General features: G+C 46.7%; 15 protein-coding genes. 2 read left to right on the top strand and 13 right to left on the bottom strand.

Annotated features, from left to right (window positions below; all coding sequences use genetic code 11):
* The first annotated feature begins 148 nt into the window (after positions 1-148).
* Positions 149-2260 carry a tetratricopeptide repeat protein gene (locus A3K86_RS06995; RefSeq protein ID WP_068329704.1) on the top strand — a complete coding sequence of 704 codons (2112 nt, stop codon included), beginning with the start codon at positions 149-151 and terminating at the stop codon, positions 2258-2260.
* Between the two features lie 100 nt (positions 2261-2360).
* Here the strand turns inward: A3K86_RS06995 and flgL are convergent, their stop codons facing one another.
* The 13 genes from flgL to A3K86_RS07060 all read right to left on the bottom strand — a co-directional run bounded on the left by flgL (position 2361) and on the right by A3K86_RS07060 (position 15358).
* A complete protein-coding gene (flgL, locus tag A3K86_RS07000) occupies positions 2361-3551 on the bottom strand; it encodes a flagellar hook-associated protein FlgL (RefSeq protein ID WP_068329707.1) in 1191 nt (396 codons plus the stop codon).
* 12 nt (positions 3552-3563) lie between these two features.
* Positions 3564-5447: a flagellar hook-associated protein FlgK gene (gene flgK, locus A3K86_RS07005; RefSeq protein ID WP_068329710.1), complete on the bottom strand. Its 1884-nt coding sequence runs from the start codon at positions 5445-5447 to the stop codon at positions 3564-3566.
* Positions 5448-5689: 242 nt separating this feature from the next.
* A complete protein-coding gene (gene flgJ / locus A3K86_RS07010) occupies positions 5690-6670 on the bottom strand; it encodes a flagellar assembly peptidoglycan hydrolase FlgJ (RefSeq protein ID WP_068329712.1) in 981 nt (326 codons plus the stop codon).
* 40 nt (positions 6671-6710) lie between these two features.
* Positions 6711-7802, bottom strand: a complete 1092-nt coding sequence (locus A3K86_RS07015) for a flagellar basal body P-ring protein FlgI (RefSeq protein ID WP_415860027.1) — start codon at positions 7800-7802, stop codon at positions 6711-6713.
* A gap of 24 nt (positions 7803-7826) precedes the next feature.
* The gene (flgH, locus tag A3K86_RS07020) at positions 7827-8603 is read right to left on the bottom strand and encodes a flagellar basal body L-ring protein FlgH (protein ID WP_068330284.1); all 777 of its coding nucleotides are present in this window, start codon (positions 8601-8603) and stop codon (positions 7827-7829) included.
* An 18-nt stretch (positions 8604-8621) separates the two neighbouring features.
* Positions 8622-9410 carry a flagellar basal-body rod protein FlgG gene (flgG, locus tag A3K86_RS07025; protein ID WP_068329719.1) on the bottom strand — a complete coding sequence of 263 codons (789 nt, stop codon included), beginning with the start codon at positions 9408-9410 and terminating at the stop codon, positions 8622-8624.
* A gap of 20 nt (positions 9411-9430) precedes the next feature.
* Positions 9431-10177 carry a flagellar basal-body rod protein FlgF gene (flgF, locus tag A3K86_RS07030; protein WP_068329722.1) on the bottom strand — a complete coding sequence of 249 codons (747 nt, stop codon included), beginning with the start codon at positions 10175-10177 and terminating at the stop codon, positions 9431-9433.
* A 192-nt stretch (positions 10178-10369) separates the two neighbouring features.
* Positions 10370-11671: a flagellar hook protein FlgE gene (gene flgE / locus A3K86_RS07035; protein WP_068329725.1), complete on the bottom strand. Its 1302-nt coding sequence runs from the start codon at positions 11669-11671 to the stop codon at positions 10370-10372.
* A 34-nt stretch (positions 11672-11705) separates the two neighbouring features.
* The gene (gene flgD / locus A3K86_RS07040; RefSeq protein ID WP_068329728.1) at positions 11706-12422 is read right to left on the bottom strand and encodes a flagellar hook assembly protein FlgD; all 717 of its coding nucleotides are present in this window, start codon (positions 12420-12422) and stop codon (positions 11706-11708) included.
* A 17-nt stretch (positions 12423-12439) separates the two neighbouring features.
* Positions 12440-12856, bottom strand: coding sequence for a flagellar basal body rod protein FlgC (gene flgC / locus A3K86_RS07045; protein WP_068329731.1), 417 nt, complete (start codon positions 12854-12856; stop codon positions 12440-12442).
* A gap of 3 nt (positions 12857-12859) precedes the next feature.
* Positions 12860-13258 carry a flagellar basal body rod protein FlgB gene (gene flgB, locus A3K86_RS07050; RefSeq protein WP_068329741.1) on the bottom strand — a complete coding sequence of 133 codons (399 nt, stop codon included), beginning with the start codon at positions 13256-13258 and terminating at the stop codon, positions 12860-12862.
* 258 nt (positions 13259-13516) lie between these two features.
* Positions 13517-14344, bottom strand: coding sequence for a protein-glutamate O-methyltransferase (locus A3K86_RS07055; RefSeq protein ID WP_068329744.1), 828 nt, complete (start codon positions 14342-14344; stop codon positions 13517-13519).
* A 93-nt stretch (positions 14345-14437) separates the two neighbouring features.
* Positions 14438-15358 (bottom strand): chemotaxis protein CheV, encoded by a 921-nt coding sequence (locus tag A3K86_RS07060; RefSeq protein ID WP_068329748.1) that lies wholly within the window; start codon positions 15356-15358, stop codon positions 14438-14440.
* Positions 15359-15488: 130 nt separating this feature from the next.
* On the opposite strand from A3K86_RS07060, the gene flgA reads away from it, so the two are divergent.
* Positions 15489-16196: a flagellar basal body P-ring formation chaperone FlgA gene (flgA, locus tag A3K86_RS07065; protein WP_068329751.1), complete on the top strand. Its 708-nt coding sequence runs from the start codon at positions 15489-15491 to the stop codon at positions 16194-16196.
* Positions 16197-16198: the final 2 nt, after the last annotated feature.

Genomic DNA, 16198 nt, shown 5'->3' on the forward strand with positions numbered 1-16198 from the left:
TTTAAAAAGATCATCAGTAACACACTGACATCACCACTAAACAGCCCATAGAACAGATTAGGAACAGTATTTGCATACTTACAGTTATATTGATATCGACGCTTATTTGACTCAAACAGACAAACTGCGAGCACACTGAGATCCAACTATGACAAGTGAACACGACAGCACCAGTATGACGCTGGAAGAGGCTTTCAACCTTGGGGTTGAACATTACCAAAAAGGTGAGAAAGCAAGCTCACGGGAGATCTTTGAAAAAATCCTTGCTGTTGCTCCTGATTCATTACCCGTACTACAAGTGCTCTCAGTGTTAGATATGGAAGAACAAGAGTTTGCAGCAGCAGAAGCTAAACTTCGCCATGCACAAAGCTTGGCACCACAAGATCTTTCGCTGATCCTCGATCTTGCTATTGCGATCAAAGCACAAGGAAGAAATAAAGAAGCGCTCGGTTTTATTGAAGAAGTATTGTCCTACGATCCTGCCAATACTAGCGCGCTGCAACTTCGGCAAGAGCTTACCGCCCTCATGGGGCAACGTGGTGCCAGCAAACGCGATCAATACTCGCTAGAAGCCATCCAAAGTCAAAAACAGCAGCAACTTGATACCGAGATCCAGAAAACCCTCGATACTGTTGACACCCTAATTGCTCAAGGCCACCACCAGCAAGCAGAGCAATTGATCTTGGCGATCTTATCCCTTGATGAAAATAACAGCGCCACTTTGCACAAGTGGGCGCAGCTTTTAATTTCACAAGAGAAAAACATTGAAGCATCCCACCAGCTACGCCGTCTCGTTGAACTGGATCCAAGCGACGAACTGGCAACTTTTCTGCTCGCAAAAGTCCTTGCACGCCTAAGTAACTACAATGAAAGCCGTTTAGTTTGCCAACAATTTGTGCGTGACAATGGCCCCAATGCATTAATTGAAAAACAGTGGTTGGTTACATGTGTAAAAGAAGAGTTGTGGCTCCAAAGCGATGAACTCGGTAAATCTTTGGTTGCACGTTACCCTGAAGACAATGATATTCGCTATCTCTTTGCATTTGCCAAAATGCAGCTGCTTCGCGAACGTCACAATTACACCCCAGAGAGTATGCAAGAAACCTTGAATGTACTTGAAAAAGCGTTAGCTGGGGCATCGAAGAAGCGCCATATCGAACTCACCGGTTATAAGGGTGAAGTTTGCTGGTATATGGGTGATCTGACTCAATCACGCCAATATTTTAGTGACATTTTGCAACTAAACCCGGATTCAAAATACACCCACTGGGTTCAGCACCATGCCTTCTTACACCAACACGAATGGGATAAATACTACGACGCTTTCGAACTTGGTATTGAGCAAAACGCGCGTGTTAGTCACAACCAAGACACACCACGCTGGCATACCAATGCATCAAGTGAAGAAGTTGTACTCGTTTTACCTGAGCAAGGTGTGGGGGATGAAATTCGTTACTACCATAGCCTTGGTTATATCAGCGAGCGAGCAAAGAAAGTTTTCGCGGCCTGTGATCAACGCTTAGTGCCATTTTTATCAAACGCTTACCCAGATATTGAGTTTGTACCTGTGGTACGTAAGCAAGAAGGCCACACTCTTGATATCCCAATGCATATTGCTGACCAAGCAACCAGCTGGATCCCCGCTGGTAGTATTGGCCGTGAAATCTACCTCACCACTGGCAAGCACTGGGCAAAACCGCATTACGCTGTATTCCCGCAAGACGTAAAACAAAAATGGCAACAGCAAGTAGACCAACACCACACAGGTAAAGGTCTACGTATCGGTATTAGTTGGCGAAGCGGGTTAGGCTCAGCTGCGCGTAACATCAACTTCTTAAAGACTCATGAAGTGGCGCACTTTATCAAGCAATTCCCCGATGCCACTTTCTATAACCTGCAATACGGTGAATGCAGCAAAGAGCTGAAAAAGATTGAAAAGCTCAGCGGCAAAAAAGTCATCCAGCTCGATGAGCTCGATCTGAAAGATGATTTTCTTGCCACTGCTGCAGTAATGGACTCATTGGACTTAGTATTCACAGCACCAACTGCCGTTCACATGCTGACGGTGAGCACCACCACACCGTGCTATGTCTACGGTGCAGGCTCTAACGAATCTAATTTTGCCGAGCCAACCGAATACTTTGGTGACATGCATGAAAAACAAGAGTTTTTATTCCGCTTCCCACCACTAATGGGTAACAAGTACCCTATGATTGAAGCCATTAGTGATCGAATTAAGAACGATTTCCGTGAAGCTTAACCCGCTATCCTGATGATCAAAAAAGCCTTTGCACTCATCATGCAAAGGCTTTTTGTTATCTGTTAGTTATGTATGCCAACAGATAAAAATAAATTAGCGATTAGATGTAATTAAACAAGTTCAGATCTTTGGTCTTAGCGAACGCTTGTTGCGATGCCTGCAACGACATCATGTTCTCGTTCAACTCAATCACCGCACTGGCATAATCAAGATCTTCTAATGTACCGCGAGCTTGGCTCATTACGATCTTAAAGTCTTCATGCATATCTTCTTGGCGATCTAAGGTTTGCAGGCGTGTGCCGACTTCAGAGCGTGCCCGGTTAATATGTTTAAACGCTTCAGAAAGCTCAGCGGCAACCTGATGTAACTCTGCACTGGCTGATGCATCAGACACACTACTATCAGATAATTCGATCCCGCGTCGGAAAGCGTCAAATACACTGACATGCGACTGACGGTTCAAACTGATGGTATCGCCATCTTTGATTTCCCCTTCAAGATCAACCTGTAAGGTACCCCATTTCACACCAACATCTGGTTCGTATTTGCCTTTTTGCACCGAGACACCATTTTGAAATAGCTCATAATTAGTCCCCGAAGCATCGTTGCTAAAGGTAATATCGTATTGTGAGTTATCCGCATTGTTGGTATTGCTGGCATTCGATAGCAGCAATAACGAACCACTTTTTAAATCGTAGTCTGGCTGGTAATCGCCATACGGGTTCGCCACTTCTAAAAACAGTTTGTCACCAGCATCATTGACTGGCACATCAACCGAGGCAGACACTTTCGCCATTCGTTGGTAACTGTCACCTGCGTATGCCACCACCCCGTTGTTATCACGGAAGAACGGCTGCTTGTTGTAACGCGTACCGGCAAAAACAAAGTTGCCTGATTCATCTTGGCTGTTTACCAAGTGCATAAAGGAATCGTACAAGCCCTGCATATCTTGCTTGTGGGCAATACGGTCATCGGTTGAAAGGGAACCGTTGACCATCATCATGGATTTACGCTTCGCGTCATCAAGCAAAGTTTCGACTTCGGCAATCGCCGTTTCCTCATTGGTCAGACGGTTACGAGCCAAAGTTATACTTTTTAATGACTGATCAATCTGAGTATTTTGCTGATCAAAGTTCTGGATATAAATTGATGCGACCGGATCATCACCCGCTGTCATCAAACGCTTACCAGATGCTAACTGCTGCTGATTTTCTGCGACTTTAACTTGTTGACGGTTCATATCATTCGCCACTTGGCGATAATTATGAAAACTTGCCATACGAGTGATCATATCGAGTTACTCCTAGCGAGAGGCATTCAGTAAGGTTTCAAAGGTTTCGTTCGCCACTGTCATAATGCGTGACGACGCGGCATAGGCTTGCTGGAAGCGCATCATATTGGCTGCTTCTTCATCCAGGTTAACCCCTGAGATTTCTGCAACGCGGCTTTCTGCCGCATCTTTCTCCACCAGCCCCACTTCGCGTAAACGGCTTGCCGAGGCTTTTTGCACGCCCATTTCGGTGTTCAAACCTTCGTAAACATCCAATACCGTTGAGCGACCGTTATCCATCACTTTGGCGGTTTGTACATCCTGCATTTTGATCAGGTTGCCGTTATCCCCCATCGCTGGGTTCAGGTTAACCGCAAAAATATCGTTCCCCATCGCACCGTTGCTTAGGCTAAAAGTAGTGCCATTCACGGTCACATCACCCGTCGGTGGATAAGCTTGAGGCGCTTGAAGAATATTGCCTTTCATATCAAGCACGGCAAATTGACTGGCATCGGGTGAAATCGCCACTTGAAACTCGCGAAGGCTACCCGGATTAGTCACTTGGAATTCAGCCGTACCGTGAGCCTTGGTTGCCGAGCTCATGTAGCTTTGAGCTGCAATTTTTGATGGGTCTTCCATCGTCACTCGCATATCACCAGCTGACATACGAGTTGGGCGGATCAGAATCGGCTCACCAATACCCACTGGCGAGGCAATTTCAATCTCGAGCCCATCAACACTAAATTTCGGTGGCGTACCGGATGGCATGACGTTCTGGCTTTTACCATCAGGGGTGATCAACTTATGTTGGCTACCATCGAAGCTCAGCTGGTACTCACCTGCTTTCAAGGCACTCAAATCATCAATGTACACATTCACCGCCGCCGTTGACCCTTTTGGGATCAGAGCGCGTGCGCCAGCCGCCGCGGGAGCATTAATATCGGCAAAAATGTTTTCGCCCACTTGCCCTTTTAGATCTAAACCTTGGGATTGCAGTTCGTTCATGCTGCCGGCAAAACCGACCGCAATGCGCCCCATTTCATCCATCGCTTGAGCAAGGGTTTCATCACGGAACTGGAACAACGATGCCAGCTTACCGCCAATATCATCGTTACGGATTTTCTTGAGCGCGTTACCTTCGACCAAAGCTAGCTGGGTTTGACGTGGGTCAGGGCTACCATCCACCATTTTCAATTGGCTTGATTCGGTACCCGATACCAGCGTATGACCACTACCGATCATAATATTGAAGGTTTCGTCGTTCTTACGCGTCACCGTCACCTTGGTGTACTGCGATAGCTCATTAATCAGGGCTTGGTGGCGATCAAGTAAATCGTTATCTGTACCCGCAGTTGGAGTTTTAATAATCGCACTGTGAATATCAACAAGCTCACGACCAATATCGTTCACACGATCTAAGGTACGCGCCAAAATATCATTGGTTTCAGTTTGCTGTTGTGCCAACACCTTGTGGTTATCGTTTAGCCCTGCCGCCACTAACTTGGCTTTTTCAAGTACCACTTTACGGGCACCGATATCGCTTGGGCTATCCGCCATGCCTTTCACAGCGTCGTACCACTGGTTCATGTCTTCTGGAATCTTCTTCGCGCTGTTACTTAGCATGTTATCCAGACGACCCAGTTGCCCTTCACGCTCTGAGGCGTAGCTAAGGTTAGTGGTAGTCAGGTTTAACTCATTGGTCGCAAACTGATCGTAGCCACGGCGAACTTCTGCCGCATGCACACCAGTACCGTATTGGTTGCCACCCCACCAAATTGGATCATTGGTGCTTTGAACAACTGACTGGCGACTGTAGCCCTCAGTATTTACGTTATTAATATTGTGGCTAGTGGTGTTGAGCTGACGCTGGGCCGTTAATACGCCCTGCGACCCCATATTGAGTAGGTCAAACCCCATCTCGCCTCCAGTAAGCTGTTCATAAAATTACAATTACCGCTTTAAATGCAATATTTATGCCATAACAAGATGTACGTTTAACTCATTGTTTTATATGAAATGGTGTGAGGTTTTCTTATGGCAAAGGGTTGCCGTTCTAAAAAACACGTAAGGTGAGGAAAAATAAAAGAGGCACCCTAGGGTGCCACTCTTGAATTGAGGTGTTATACAAACGAAATTGACTGTTCGATAAAAGGCAATAACTACTTCATCAAGCTATTAACTTTATCCATCACGCTGATGACTTTCTGCGAGTAATTCGGATCTGTCGCGTAGCCTGCCTTATGCAGATTACGGATAAACTGACGCGGATCTTCTGGGCTACTCAAGGCTTTTTCGTAACGCGGGTTATCGTTCAAGAAGCGCACATAGTCGTTAAAGCTATCTTGGAAACCATCATACGAGCGAAATGCAGCTTTCTCTTGCACCGGTATACCATTGTGAAACTCCAAGGTATTGGTGGCAACTTTCGGCCCTTGCCAACGCGGATCAGCCTTTATGTTGAACAAGTTATTGCTCGACCCTGCCGCATTCTTGATCACCTTCTTACCCCACCCTGTTTCGAGCGCGGCTTGGGCGATCAATACCGCCGGATCGGTGCCTAATGCACTTGCCGCTTTCTCAGCATACGGCTGCATCTTAGAAACAAACTCTTCTGGACTAGTAAAGGTTTGTGACGGTTGAATAGGCGCTGCCGCCATTGGTGGCACTGGCGCAAAATTTTGCTGACGGGCTTGTGCCGCTTTCATCACTTTGATCGCATCATCAGCGGCTTTATCAAGCATTGCTTTGTCTGGTTTATCACCATTTTTATCGGTCGGCAAACGCAGTGGCGAGTCGTGTACCGCATTACGGATCACATCTTCGCTTGGCTTTTCTTGCTCACCGCCCAATTGATTAACGATCAAATCCGCTAACCCCAACGAGCCCGAGGTACTCAGCTCGTTTGCCATTTGCTCATCACGCATTTGCTCGAAAAACTTGGTGGTGTTACTGCTCATCAAGTCAGATTCAAACGCTTCATTCGCTTGGCGCATCGACTTAAACAGCATCTGAGTAAAGATAGATTCAAACTGTTGCGCCGCTGCACGCAGTGCCCCTTGTTCATCTTCTTTAATGCCCGCACGTAAGCGGTCTAAGTTGGCAATGTCGTGAACAAAGCCAGCGTCATAGTTCGTATTCATCGTCTTTACTCTGAGCGTTTACGTGTAACGTATGCATCCATTAAATAATGATGAGCTGACCTTCAATGGCGCCCGCTTGTTTCAAGGCCTGCAAAATTGCCATCAAGTCTGACGGCGCAGCACCCACTTGGTTTACCGCACGAACAAGATCGTCCAAGGTGATCCCCGGCTCAAACTTAAACATGCGCGAGTTCGCTTCTGTCACATCTATTTCTGAGTTCGGTACAACCACGGTATTACCGCCAGAGAACGCATTGGGTTGGCTCGCTTGCGGGTTTTCTTTAATGGTTACCGTCATCCCACCGTGCGTGATCGCCGCTGGTTTTAACTTCACATGCTGACCCACTACAATGGTACCTGTGCGTGAGTTAACAATGATTTTCGCCGCGCCTTCCGCTGGGTTAAATTCAATGTTTTCGATAGTCGATAAGAAAGCGACACGCTGAGTGACATCGCGCGGGGCACGTACTCGGATCGACGTCGCGTCAATGGCTGCCGCCATATCAGGGCCAAGGAACTGATTCACCGAATCAGCCATGCGCTGCGCGGTAGTAAAGTCGGATTCGAACAAGTTAAAAGTTAAGAAATCGCCGCGTGAAAACGGGTTCGGTACTTCTTGCTCCACAATCGCACCATTACTAATACGACCCACGGTTGGGTTATTACCAACAATTTTAGAGCCATCGGCACCACTGGCACTGAAGCCGCTGACCACCAAGCTACCTTGGGCAACTGCATAAACTTTACCGTCTAAACCTTTAAGGAAGGTTTGCAATAAAGTACCGCCACGTAAGCTTTTCGCAGAGCCAATCGACGATACTGTAATATCAATCGTCTGACCTTGTTTGGTAAACGCAGGCAAGGTGGCATTGACCGCTACTGCTGCAACGTTTTTGGTTTTCGGCTTCTGCCCTGCCGGCAACTGAATACCAAAGTTTTGTAACATGGCGCGGAAGCTTTGATCGGTGAACGGCGTAGTTTCACCAGTACCCGGCAAACCCACCACTAAACCATAACCCACCAATTGGTTATCACGTACCCCAGCCACTTCCGACACATCTTTGATCCGTGCCGCTTGCAAAGGTAACGCTAATACCAACAATAAGCTGGTTAGGATAAAACGAAAATTCACCTTCATGCTCCCATCAAACTGAGGTTATAACGTGACGTTAAAGAAGCGGCCTAGCCAGCCTTGCTCTTGAATATCTTGGCGATCACCTGTACCTGAATACTGAATGCGCGCATTCGTTATACGAGTAGACGTTATCGTATTTTCTTGGCTGATATCGTCAGGACGGATGGTGCCGCTAACACGAATGTACTCATCACCCGTATTCAGGGTTAACCACTTTTCACCGCGCACAATCAAATTGCCATTCGCCAAAATGTCGATCACCTCTACCGAGATTTCACCTTTAATGCTGTTGCTTTGATCGGCCGATGTGCTGCCCGCGAATTTGTTTTGGTTCTTCACTTCGTAAGACAGTTCTCGCCCAGCAATCTGCATGTTCTGACCACCCAAGGCTAGCGGGTCCATCGACATATCAGTTTTCTTGTCAAGGTCAGAGCTTGCGCTCTTTTTCGCTTGTGTTCGCTCTTCTAGCAGTACCGTGACGATATCGCCAATACCACGCGGCTTAGTGTCATCATAAAGATCTTGTACATGCGAAGTGCTAAACAGTGAGCCTGTCGCTGTCGCATAGTGCTCTGGTTTTGGTTGAGGACGCACACTCGCCCATGCCGGATCGCCTTGCTCAGGGTCTTCGCGGCGGCGTAGCATATCCACCAAGTCACTTTCTTTTTTGGTCGAGCCTTCAACGGCATCGACATTAGTGGTTGCCTTCTCAACATCATTACCAGTATCTGGTTGCTGAGGTATCAACTCACAACCGGTTAAAGTCAGAAACACCAAGCTACACAAGATTTTTTTCATCATGACCCTAATTCCGTACTAAAGCTGCTGGTTCACGTAGCTCAACATCTGATCCACTGTTGAGATCACTTTCGAGTTCATCTCGTAAACACGCTGAGCTTCAATCATATTCACTAGCTCTTCGGTTACGTTTACGTTCGATGTTTCTAGCATTGATTGACGGATAGAGCCCAAGCCATTCAGTCCAGGAACACCTTCTTGCGGGTCACCACTGGCGCCTGTTGGCAAAAATAGGTTCTGACCAATAGGTTCCAAACCGCCTGGATTGATGAAGTTAACCGTAGTGATCTGGCCTAGCACCTGATTCTCTTGCTGACCACGAATACGTGCCGACACTTCACCATCCGTACCGACCGTGATACCCACTGCGTCTTCAGGGATCGCAATTTCAGGCTGTAAGACATAACCAGAACCCGAGGTGACTAGCTGACCTTCATTGTTGATGGTGAACTGACCGTTACGGGTATAACCAATGTTGCCGTCTGGTAGCATGATCTGGAAGAAGCCTTCACCTTCTACCATCATATCCATCGCATTGTTGGTGGTTTGGGTATTACCCTGGGTGAAGACTTTTTGCGTCGCGACCACTTTTGAACCCGCACCAAGCATCAAGCCCGATGGCAACTGAGTGTCTTGAGATGACTGACCACCCGGCTGGTTAATGTTCTGGTAAAACAAATCTTCAAAGACCGCACGGCTCTTTTTAAAACCCACGGTCGAGGCATTCGCCAAGTTGTTCGAAATGGTTGAAATATTGGTTTGCTGGGCATCAAGACCAGTCTTACTTACCCAAAGTGCTGGATGCATCTTAGTTTCCTTCTACCCTATTAACCCATGCGCAGTAGCGAGCCAGATGCTTCATCCATCTGCTCAGCGGTTTTCATCAGTTTGACTTGCATTTCAAAGTGACGTTGCAGATCGATCATGCTGGTCATTTCGCCAACCGCATTCACGTTACTGCCTTCCAGCGCACCTTTAAGTACCGATACATTGGCATCAGCATCATAGGTTTTACCTGGGGTCTTCGACTTAAATAAGCCGTTGACGTCTTTATATAATTCGTTGTTTGCAGGGCGCACAAGCTTCAAGCGATCAATCACTTCCATCGCTTCTGGTGGCGCACCTTGTGGAAGTACCGAAATCGTGCCATCGGTACCAATTTCAATTTTGCTGATTGGAAGAGGAACAAAAATAGGACCATTTTCACCCATCATCAGGTTGCCATTGGTGTTCTGTAGCATCCCCGTCTGGTCAATTTTCAGGTGACCTGCTCGGGTGTAGGCTTCTTGTCCTGACGCATCGGTGACGGTTAACCAACCATCGCCTTGAACGGCAACATCCAGATCGCGCCCTGTGGTCATCACTGACCCTTGGGAAAAGTCTTGTCCAGGACGTTCGGTCATCGCAAAAACACGGGTCGGCATGCCTTCACCGTAAGCTTGCATACTACGTGCCTGCTCAAGGTCAGCTCGAAAACCGGTTGTTTTTACGTTAGCAAGGTTGTTGGCATGCAACTGCATTCCATACATATCTTGCTTTGCACCACTCATGGCAAGAAATAGCGCGCGATCCATATTACTCTCCCATCGTCATCTGACGACAAGTTAAGCAATATATATGCCACAAATAAATATCAATAGATATCAACAACTTAATATTTTTAAGTTGCCGCAAAGGTAGGAGGCGTCAACTTGCTGACGCTGGATATGACAAAAATTGCCGCTTGCAAGGGCAAGCGGCAATCAGCTAATACACGAGAAAAGGTATTAACGAATTTGAAGAATTGTTTGTTGCAGTTGGTTATCCACTTCAAGCGCACGGGAGTTCGCTTGGAAGTTACGTTGAGCGGTGATCAAATCCACCAGCTCTTGCGTCATGTCGATGTTTGATTGCTCAAGAGTACCACTCTTAATCGCACCGAATGCACCTTGGGTTGCTTCACCCCAAATTGCTGCGCCAGAGTTTTGGCTCGCTACCCACTGAGTACCGCCTTTCGATACCAAGCCTTGTTCGTTTGGTACACGTACCATACCAACACGACCAAGGGTCACGTTCTCACCGTTAGAGTAAGTCGCAACAATAGAGCCTTTCGGGTCGATATCCACTTTCGCTAGGTAACCTGTGGTTGCACCATCTTCGTTAAAACGACGTACTTCAAACGGCGCAGCGTACTGAGTCGGCTCATCGTAGTTAAAGGTCAGTGTTTGCTGATCATCACCACCATTTAGCTTCAAGCCTGCTGCCGCAAAGTTCTCGGTCACGATTGGGTTACCACCATTAATGGTTTTCACCGAACCGTCAGAGTTGAAGTCCATCACAACACCTTTATGGCCAGCACCATTGGTTGCACCACCGTTAGCCACGTTTAGTGCTTTTTCACTATCACCGTCAGTTACTGTGTAGTACGTTGCCCAGCGGTTAGGTGCAGTGTTGTCTTTCACGTAGTAAGTGGTCATCTTGTACGGCTGACCAAGGGAGTCATAAATCGTAACTGAGGTCGACTTATCGTAAGTATTCGGATCGCTAAAGTTAAACTGTGTAGCATCTTTTGCTTCAGCATTAGCAGGCAGGTTCACACCCACTTGAATATTGGTTGAAGCGCGAGGCTGACCAAACTGATCTGGCACTTTCAGTGCTTGAGGCTCATATGAGGTCACCTGATCAGTCGTCGCATCGACTTTATAACCCAGTAGGTATTGGTCTTCAGAGTTAACCAAGTAGTTGTCTTTGTTTAGGTGGAAAGCACCGTTACGAGTCAGGCTATTATTTTGTGGCTGCAGTTGGTCATCTGCCACCGCAAAGAAACCGCTACCTGATACACGCATATCAAGTGGGTTATTGGTGTAGATACTAGAGCCTTCATGGAATTGCTGAGCAACAACCGATGTTTGTACACCGCCGCCTGTGGTGGTTTTTGCATTCGAAAAGATCGACGCCGAGTACACATCTCCGAATTCCGCACGCGACTCTTTAAAGCCGTATGTGTTGGAGTTGGCAATGTTGTTACTGGTAGTGTTGAGGTCTTTTTGTGACGCACCAATACCACTTAGTGAAATGTTGAATCCCATGATTAATTCTCCGAATACCTTTTACCTAGTGGTATTAAACCTGACCGACTTCTAATACTTCTGCTAACTTAAATGGGCTATCAAACCCGGCAAGGTTAAGCATGACGTTGCCGTCACCGTTGCCTAACAACACGCTGTTTACGTTGGCGTAGGTCGATACATCGAACTCACGGTTTTCACCACCAACTAAGCCTGCCGCTTTCACTTTGTAACGCCCTTCTGGCAATGGGTTGCCGTTTTCGTCATTCCCATCCCAATCAAGGCGGTGTTCACCCGGTGGCTTAGCACCAAGATCCATTGTCTTAATCAACTGGCCTTGTTCGTTTTCAATCCGTACCATCAGGTTGTCGATGGCTTGTGGCAATTTCACCATGCCAGCAACCCCACCTTCGATACCCTTCACTGCAGTAGTGCTTGGGATCAGTACGTCACGTCCGACCAAAGACGATGCCTGTAACGCCTGATTCGACGTCATTGCTGAGTTCAAGCTACCGAACTGTTCGTTCATTTGGCTGATGCCATCTACGGTCGCAAATGATGCCATTTGGGCAATCATTTGGTCATTACCCACAGGTTTGAACGGGTCTTGCTGCGCTAACTGCTTCGTTAGGAGCGACAAGAAATCTTCTTGTTTTAGTTCATTCTGACCTGTGGTTTTCTGCTCTTCTTGTACCTTCTTCTCTTGCATCGCTTTAAGCTGATCAAGATAAGTCAGGTTAGAAGCACCACCCGCACCATTAATACCGGTCATTACAGAAACTCCTTAACCTATTTGCCCATCTGCAATGTGCTCATCAGCATTTGCTTACCCGCATCAGCTACTTGCACATTGGTTTGATAGGAACGTGAGGCTGAAATCATGTTAGCCATTTCTTCCATCACATTAACATTCGGTTTGTAGATGTAGCCTTCCGCATTTGCCATTGGGTGCGCAGGGTTATACTCCGCACGCAGTGGTTTTTGGCTTTCAACAATACCTTTCACTTGCACTGGCACACTATCTTCACGACGGTAGCTTGCGCTTTGCAGCTCCGCAGCAAAAATAGGGTGACGCGCTTTGTAGGTTTCTTCTGCAGAACTGCTTACGCTATTAGCATTCGCTAGGTTACTTGAAGTAGTGTTCAAACGAACCGATTCTGCACTCATGGCAGAACCTGCCACATTAAATACGTTAAATAGGCTCATTTATTACTCCCCTCCTTTCAGTGCCTTGGACATGTTTTTAAACTTAGACCCAAGGAAGTCTAACGATGCTTGGTACTCCAGCGAGTTCTGCATGAACAAGCTTTTTTCCAGTTGGGCGTCTACTGTGTTGCCATCACCTGTATCAGGTTGCGTTGGTACACGGTACATTTGCTCACCCATTAACTGGGTTGAGGCAGAGATATGCCGCTCGCTGGTACGACTAAGGCTAATGCTTGCCCCAGACTTTGCCGCTCGCAGTGCACGATCGAAATCCAAATCTTTTGCTTTATAGCCCGGCGTATTCGCGTTAGCGATGTTACTTGCCAAGGTTTCCGCACGTTTTGCACGTACACCAACGGTGTGTTGATGAATACCTAATGCTTTATCAAAAGAAATGGACATATGTTGCCTCCAGTTAACCTGCACGAATAAATGCAAGTAGGGTGCCAAGTTTGTTTTGTGGTGTTCAGAAAAAGGGAAAAGGTTTCGCTTTGCCAGCATAAGGGCTTTACAGCGCAATAGCAAAACTGCGCCACAAAAACAAAAAAAGCATCGCCGTTTAGAGCGTGCCCTAAACAATGCGATGCTAGTTTTATGCCAATCTGGTATCAGAGCTAAGAAGACGCGATATGGCTTCTCCGCTGAACTGACGACCGATTATTACTTAAGTTTGTAGATGATACCTGGGTTACAACGGATCATTTCAAACTTATCAGTCAGACCCGTTAGTGACTCAGATGCACCCAGTAGTAAATAACCACCAGGGTTTAGCGATGCTGCCATTTGGTTAAGTACTTTAGACTTCATCTCTGGAGAGAAGTAAATCAGTACGTTACGACAGAAAATGACATCGAACTTGCCCAAAAGCGCGTAGCTGTCTTTCAAGTTTTGCGGACGGAAGTTCACCATTCGCTTCACTTTATCGTTCACCTTCATGCGACCATCACCATTGTTCTCAAAGAACATACGACGACGCTCTGGTGACAAACCACGGCTCAGCGCAAGGTTGTCGTACACACCAGCACGGCAAGTATCTAGCATTGTTTGCGAGATATCTGTCGCGGTGATGTTAACAGATGAAAGCAAACCCGGACGACGGCTTTGAGTTTCCAATACTGTCATTGCAAGCGAATAAGGTTCCTGACCTGACGAACTTGCCGCTGACCAAATTTTGATCGGGCGCTTATTTGCCGCCAATTCAGGTAAAATTTTATCAGCCAAGACAGTGAACGGATAGCTATCGCGGAACCATAAGGTTTCGTTGGTTGTCATTGCGTCAACCGCCGCTACTCGTAATTCGCGATTACGACCGCTAATCACTTGCTGCAGCAAATCAGACAGAGATGATAGCGAAAATCGGCTGACTAGTGGACTTAGTCGACTACGGACTAAGTACTGCTTGCTATCACCAAGGACGATGCCACACTGAGCTTCTAAAAATCGACAAAAGTCTTTGTATTCTTGGTCTTTTATAGTTATAGCTGTCATCTACTACTCTTTATACACGGTTGCTTTTCAGCGGTTCCATTTTAACCCTCTCGGTTACTTTCCGCTTCTCAAAGAAAGTAACCGATCAATGGATTATTGTTGTGGCATTGCGGCTTTAACCGCTGCACCTAATTCGTCTGGGTTGAACTTAGGAATGAATGCGTTTGCACCCACACGCTCAACCATTGCTTGGTTAAATACACCACTCAATGACGTGTGCAGAATAACGTGTAGATCTTTTAGGTTTGGATCGTTACGGATTTCTGCCGTCAGGGTGTATCCGTCCATTTCTGGCATTTCGATATCTGAAATTACCAGCGCAAGTTGTTCATAAATACTTGCTTCCTTCGCCATCTCACGCAGCTTAACGATAGCTTCACGGCCATCTTTCACCAGCACACACTCACAACCAATTGCTTCGATTGCGCGTTGTACCTGCTTACGTGCCACACTTGAGTCATCCGCCACAAGTACACGGCGAACAGCTGCAAAGTCTTCTACCAACTCTTCCAGCACTGTATCTGTGATATCAGTGTCAACTGGTGAAATTTCATCAAGGATCTTTTCTACGTCCAGAATCTCAACCAGTTCATCATCAATCTCGGTAACCGCTGTCAGGTAGTTTGCTTTACCTGCACCTTTTGGCGGTGGAAGAATAGACTCCCAGTTCATGTTGATGATGCGCTCAACCGACGATACCAAGAAACCTTGGATAGATCGGTTAAACTCAGAGATGATCACAAAACAGTTATCCAAATCATCGATTGGACGACCGCCCGTCGCCAGGCTCATGTCGATCACCGAGATAGTCTGACCACGAATGTGAGCAATACCTTTCACTAGTGGGTGAAGGTTAGGCATCGTTGTCAGCTTTGGACACTGGAGAACTTCTTTCACCTTAAAAACGTTAATGCCGTAGCGCTGACGTCGGTTCAAACGGAACGTAAGCAGTTCCAGGCGGTTTTGACCAACTAATTGGGTGCGCTGATTCACCGAATCAAGTATTCCCGTCATACAGGTGACTCCATCTAAGATTTTTATATTTAAGTGGGTGATCGCAAGCAATCTATTCGCGAATCACATATTATGGACTTCATCACTTGCGATTTCAGCCCCTGCAATATTGTTAATACGAGTAAAAACAGTGACTAATCGAGCCCCTTTTTCACCCTTAGTACTAATAGTCGGCCTATTCTCGATTATCTTTAGCGCTATTGTACATGGAACAAGTACAAATTATCTACATACCGTACAACAAACGGCAAAAGAATTTGTGTTAGATAATGTTGAGCCGCCGCAGAATGGGGAATTGCAAGTGACCCCGGCGCAGCTTGATTCTCGCCTTCGTCTTACCGAATGTTCAATGCCGCTCAATACTTCCATTCCCGGTAAACAATCCATGACGGGAAATGTCACGGTACTGATCAATTGCCCGACCGAAAATTGGCAAGTTTATGTCCCTGTACGCGTCAAGTTACTGTTACCGCGTGTAGTAGCAACCAAGCCTCTGCCACGAGGTACTGTAATAGCCGCAGCGGATTTAACCATAAAATTGGTAGAAAATCGCTTCCAACGTAGCATTAGTTTTGAAGAACCTTCGCAGGTGATCGGCTCTAAGGTTAAACGCGGAATAAATATGGGTGATACTATTGAGGGCAATGATATTTGCTTGGTTTGCCGTAATGAGTCAGTACTCATCCGAGCAGGTAATAGTGGGCTAAATATTGTCACTAACGGTACCGCACTCAGTGATGGCAGCTTAGGGGATCAGATTCGTATCCAAAATAATAAATCCAAACGCGTGGTTGATGGTATTATCACCGGTGTGGGTGAAGTGACCGTAAATTTTTAATT

This window comes from Photobacterium jeanii (assembly GCF_001650345.1).
GTDB classification, from domain to species: domain Bacteria; phylum Pseudomonadota; class Gammaproteobacteria; order Enterobacterales; family Vibrionaceae; genus Photobacterium; species Photobacterium jeanii.

Coding starts and splice junctions, on each gene's coding strand:
- A3K86_RS06995 (WP_068329704.1), top strand. CDS start 149: ATGACAAGTGAACACGACAGCACCAGTATGACGCTGGAAGAGGCTTTC.
- flgL (WP_068329707.1), bottom strand. CDS start 3,551: ATGATCACTCGTATGGCAAGTTTTCATAATTATCGCCAAGTGGCGAAT.
- flgK (WP_068329710.1), bottom strand. CDS start 5,447: ATGGGGTTTGACCTACTCAATATGGGGTCGCAGGGCGTATTAACGGCC.
- flgJ (WP_068329712.1), bottom strand. CDS start 6,670: ATGAATACGAACTATGACGCTGGCTTTGTTCACGACATTGCCAACTTA.
- flgH (WP_068330284.1), bottom strand. CDS start 8,603: ATGAAAAAAATCTTGTGTAGCTTGGTGTTTCTGACTTTAACCGGTTGT.
- flgG (WP_068329719.1), bottom strand. CDS start 9,410: ATGCATCCAGCACTTTGGGTAAGTAAGACTGGTCTTGATGCCCAGCAA.
- flgF (WP_068329722.1), bottom strand. CDS start 10,177: ATGGATCGCGCGCTATTTCTTGCCATGAGTGGTGCAAAGCAAGATATG.
- flgE (WP_068329725.1), bottom strand. CDS start 11,671: ATGGGATTCAACATTTCACTAAGTGGTATTGGTGCGTCACAAAAAGAC.
- flgD (WP_068329728.1), bottom strand. CDS start 12,422: ATGACCGGTATTAATGGTGCGGGTGGTGCTTCTAACCTGACTTATCTT.
- flgC (WP_068329731.1), bottom strand. CDS start 12,856: ATGAGCCTATTTAACGTATTTAATGTGGCAGGTTCTGCCATGAGTGCA.
- flgB (WP_068329741.1), bottom strand. CDS start 13,258: ATGTCCATTTCTTTTGATAAAGCATTAGGTATTCATCAACACACCGTT.
- A3K86_RS07055 (WP_068329744.1), bottom strand. CDS start 14,344: ATGACAGCTATAACTATAAAAGACCAAGAATACAAAGACTTTTGTCGA.
- A3K86_RS07060 (WP_068329748.1), bottom strand. CDS start 15,358: ATGACGGGAATACTTGATTCGGTGAATCAGCGCACCCAATTAGTTGGT.